This is a genomic window from uncultured Bacteroides sp. (assembly GCF_902491285.1).
Lineage (GTDB): Bacteria > Bacteroidota > Bacteroidia > Bacteroidales > Bacteroidaceae > Bacteroides.
The window spans coordinates 1-3635 of sequence record NZ_CABUHK010000164.1 but is presented as its reverse complement, the minus strand read 5'-3'; the positions used below and the strand labels follow the sequence as shown (position 1 = coordinate 3635).

The 3635-nt window shown below is 37.9% G+C and carries 1 protein-coding gene, 1 tRNA gene and 1 pseudogene; all 3 read left to right on the top strand.

Going from position 1 to position 3635, the window contains the following annotated elements; all coding sequences use genetic code 11:
- Positions 1–935, top strand: a pseudogene (locus RDN93_RS21795) (molecular chaperone HtpG); the annotation flags it as partial.
- Positions 936–1107: 172 nt separating this feature from the next.
- The gene (locus tag RDN93_RS21790) at positions 1108–3405 is read left to right on the top strand and encodes a patatin-like phospholipase family protein (RefSeq protein WP_308747407.1); all 2298 of its coding nucleotides are present in this window, start codon (positions 1108–1110) and stop codon (positions 3403–3405) included.
- A gap of 79 nt (positions 3406–3484) precedes the next feature.
- Positions 3485–3558, top strand: a tRNA-Arg gene (locus tag RDN93_RS21785).
- Positions 3559–3635: the final 77 nt, after the last annotated feature.

Below are 3635 nucleotides of genomic sequence, written 5' to 3'. Positions count from 1 at the left end.
TTATCAATTATGGAATGCTCACACAAGAGGATTTCTATGATAAAGCGCAAAAATTCGCCCTTTTCACCGATACAAATGACAAACATTACACATTCGAAGAATATCAGACACTTATTAAAGATAATCAGACAGACAAAGATGGAAACTTAATCTATCTGTATACCAATAATAAGGACGAACAATATAGCTACATTGAAGCTGCCACCAATAAAGGATACAATGTTCTGCTTATGGATGGACAATTAGACGTAGCTATGGTAAGCATGTTGGAGCAAAAGCTGGAAAAATCCCGCTTTACCCGTGTCGATAGTGATGTTGTCGATAATCTTATCGTCAAAGAAGACAAAAAAGGCGAAGTATTGGAAGCCGATAAGCAAGATGCTATCACGACAGCCTTCAAGAGCCAGCTCCCTAAAATGGATAAAGTCGAGTTCAATGTCATGACGCAAGCATTAGGAGAAAACTCCGCTCCAGTGATGATTACTCAAAGTGAATATATGCGCCGTATGAAAGAAATGGCAAATATTCAAGCCGGAATGAGCTTCTATGGCGAAATGCCTGATATGTTCAACTTAATATTGAACTCAGATCACAAGTTGATAAAGCAGGTATTGAGCGAAGAAGAAGATGTTTGTCATGCTGAAGTAGCTCCGATACAGTCTGAAATGGACAGCGTAAACAAGCAGCGTAATGAGCTGAAGGATAAGCAAAAGGATAAAAAAGATGAAGATATCCCAACAGCAGAAAAAGACGAACTGAATGAGCTGGATAAGAAATGGGATGATCTGAAAAGCAAGAAAGAAGCAATCTTTATTGGTTACGCCAGCAACAACAAAGTAATCCGCCAACTTATTGATTTAGCTTTATTGCAAAACAATATGTTGAGAGGTGAAGCATTGAATAACTTTGTAAAACGTAGCATCGAACTGATTTAAATATCGCCCCTTTAAACACAATTACATAACTCAAAAAGAGCATTCAACGTTAAATACACGTTGCAATGCTCTTTTTCATTTTAAAACGATAGGCAAAATATCGATAAATTGAAAAGTATTGTATATATTTGAACACTTAATAGACAGAAATACCAATTGCTTGATTCGGGTTATGAGAAAAATTCTTTTAGTGTTAATTACTTTATGGCTGACTATTTCGGCTGTTCACGCCCAAAAAGTAGGACTTGTACTCAGCGGCGGTGGTGCAAAAGGATTAACACACATCGGTATTATTCGTGCTTTGGAAGAAAATAATATCCCCATTGACTATATTGCAGGCACCTCTATGGGAGCTATTGTCGGTTCCCTGTACGCTATGGGATACTCTCCTGATGACATGGTAGAGTTGCTTAAATCCGAAGATTTCAAACGATGGTATTCCGGGGAAGTGGAAGAAAAGTATGTATATCATTTCAAAAAGAATCTTCCCACTCCCGAATTCTTCAATATTCGTTTTTCGTTCAAAGATTCACTAAAAAATCTGAAGCCTCAATTCCTGCCCACCAGTGTAGTAAATCCAATTCAGATGAATCTTGTTTTTGTAGACCTGTATGCACGTGCCACAGCTGCTTGTAAAGGGGATTTCGATAAACTTTTCATCCCTTTCCGTTGTATTGCGTCTGATGTATATAACAAAAAACAATTAATAATGAAAGACGGAGATTTAGGAGACGCCGTCAGAGCTTCAATGAGTTTCCCATTCATGTTTAAGCCTATTGAGATAGACAATGTATTAGCCTATGACGGTGGTATATATAATAATTTTCCCACAGACGTCATGAGAGATGACTTTCATCCGGACATTATAATAGGAAGCGTAGTGTCAACCAACCCTACCAAGCCCAAAGAAGACGACCTTATGAGTCAAATAGAAAATATGGTGATGCAAAAAACTGATTATTCTATTCCTGATTCAATCGGAATTTCAATGACATTCAAATACGACAATGTTAATCTTATGGATTTCCAGCGTATTGATGAATTGCATGATATAGGATATAATCGAACCATCAGCATGATGGATTCTATAAAAAGTCGTATTCGCCGGCGTGTAAACTTTGATAATATACGCTTAAGAAGAATGGTGTACCGGAGCAATCTTCCAGAACTGCGCTTTAAGAATATCATCATTGACGGAGCCAATCCCCAGCAACAAGTTTATATTAAAAAAGAATTTCATAAATCAGACAACAAAGAATTTACCTACGAGGATTTAAAACAAGGCTATTTCAGACTACTTTCAGACAAAATGATTTCTGAAATCATTCCTCATGCGATTTATAATCCCGAAGATGATACATATGATCTGCATTTAAAGGTCAAATTAGAAAATAATTTTGCTGTAAGATTGGGTGGCAATATATCCACCTCCAATTCCAATCAGATTTATCTGGGGCTGAGTTACCAGGACTTGAACTACTACGCTAAGGAGTTTATTCTTGACGGGCAACTTGGAAAAGTCTACAATAATGTCCAATTTATGGCAAAGATAGACTTTGCCACAGCTATTCCGACATCCTATCGTCTTATAGGTTCGATCAGCACATTCGACTATTTTAAAAAGGACAAGCTCTTCTCGAGAAATAACAAACCTGCCTTTAATCAAAAAGACGAACGATTTTTAAAATTACAGGTAGGCCTGCCTTTTCTTTCGAGCAAACGGGCTGAATTTGGAATAGGAATTGCCAAAATAGAGGACAAATATTTCCAAAAAAGCGTTATTGACTTTGGAAATGACAAATTCGATAAAAGCCGCTATGATTTATTTGGCGGCTCGATTAGTTTTAACGGAAGTACACTTAATTCCCGACAGTATCCGACACGCGGTTATAGAGAAGCACTTGTTGCGCAGATTTTCGTAGGAAGAGAGCGGTTCTATCCAGGCGAAGGAACCACAGGAAGCAACAACAAAGAACATCATTCCTGGCTGCAATTATCTTACATGAAAGAGAAATATCACAATATGAGTGAACATTGGGTATTGGGATGGTATCTAAAAGCATTATATGCCTCCAAGAACTTCTCGGAGAACTATACAGCAACAATGATGCAAGCCGGAGAGTTTTCTCCTACACTACACAGCAAAATGACTTATAATGAAGCCTTCCGGGCCAATCAATTTGTAAGTGCAGGAATCCGGCCTGTTTATCGTTTGAATCAAATGTTCCATCTACGAGGAGAACTTTATGGTTTTATGCCTATTTATCCAATCGAAAGAAACTCGCTGAACAAAGCATATTATGGAAAAGCTTTCTCTAAATTCGAATATTTAGGAGAAATTTCTATTGTATGCCAATTACCATTCGGAGACATCTCTGCATATGTAAATCATTATAGCTCACCGAAAAGAGAGTGGAATGTCGGATTGAGCATAGGTTGGCAACTGTTCAATTATCGGTTCATTGAATAATTTTTCTACAAAAAAAACGTTGAAATGCTTGCTAATTCGAGAAAAGTCCGTATCTTTGCACCCGTTAAAACAAAACAACGGTCGCGTAGCTCAACTGAATAGAGTAGCTGACTACGGATCAGCCGGTTACAGGTTTGAATCCTGTCGCGATCACTTATCGAATTAACAAAATGGCCGCGTAGCTCAACTGAATAGAGTAGCTGACTACGGATCAGCCGGTTACAGGTTTG

Bases quoted from the DNA above. Each gene is read 5' to 3' on its own strand.
- RDN93_RS21790 (WP_308747407.1), top strand. From the start codon at position 1,108: ATGAGAAAAATTCTTTTAGTGTTAATTACTTTATGGCTGACTATTTCG.